The sequence below is a fragment of the Alkaliphilus transvaalensis ATCC 700919 genome, from assembly GCF_000621485.1.
Classification (GTDB): domain Bacteria; phylum Bacillota; class Clostridia; order Peptostreptococcales; family Natronincolaceae; genus Alkaliphilus; species Alkaliphilus transvaalensis.
Window position 1 is genome coordinate 1 of the sequence record NZ_JHYF01000047.1, and the last position, 1,009, is coordinate 1,009.

The 1,009-nt window shown below is 36.7% G+C and carries 1 protein-coding gene; it reads left to right on the plus strand.

The window, feature by feature from the left end:
* Nucleotides 1-236 precede the first annotated feature (236 nt).
* On the plus strand, nt 237-737 hold the full coding sequence (locus tag T335_RS0115405) for a hypothetical protein (protein ID WP_026478325.1): 501 nt from the start codon (nt 237-239) through the stop codon (nt 735-737).
* The last annotated feature ends 272 nt before the right edge of the window (nt 738-1,009 follow it).

The following is a 1,009-nucleotide window of genomic DNA, read 5'->3' on the forward strand; positions in this document are numbered from 1 at the left end:
GTCCGATCGCACTCTGAGTCATAGGGCATATGGCATCGGAGAACAATACATTTGAATAAAGGTGCTGGTGGCACGTGTCAAGGGAAAAGTCAGAGCACCACACCATCTTACTGGGTGCAAGCACCGCCAGGTAGGGCGGTCAAGTGGGTCCAGTTCGAAGTCGTTGCAAATGCGGAGACGTTATCTGAAATCTCTTTTATAATATATAGTAAATCTAAACTGAAAGGATGAAATATGTGGAAAATATTGAGGCTATTTTCGCTTTGTTTTTATTAGGAGTATGGATTACCTACAGCATATGGTATGTAATTAGTAACGAGCAATTTAAAATACTATGTAGCATAATAAAAAATACCTTTATCGAAACATATAAATATTCTTTAAATTTACTGACGGGGATGTTTTTAATAATTTTTTATTTAGAATTTATTATAAGAAAGTTTATTTCTAGAGAGTTCTCGGTAGTGTCATTAATGGAAAGAAATCCAATTAATAATTTAGAGCTAGTTATTATACTTTTTCTTGTAATTTTGATGATAGGGTCGATTATATGGTGGTCAAATAAAACACTAAAAATCGTTAAAGAAAATTTTTTGAAAATAGAGTATGATAATCAGCCAGTTACAATAACTATACGCTTGACCTGTTTTTTTATGTATATTATTTTTCATACGGGCATTTTACTCCCAATGTTTTCATATGGACTAGCAGGAGTTTTTGGTAATCCTCAATTATAATAGTCACGAAATTTGTACTTCAGATAACAATGTGTTTGCACAAGGTGCTAGGAGCACGTGTCAAGGGAAAGCTCAGAGCACACATCCCTTCACCGGGAGCGTAGCTCCGCCAAGGGGGCATGTTCAAGGGGGTCCGGTTCAAGGACGTCGCAAACACGGAGACGTTCTCCGAAACCATACGCAAAGGTCGCGGCGTCCTGCCGCGGATTGTGTAAGCAAGTTTATGGGATTTTATTATTGATAATTATAGCATTTTACATAGTAAATTTATC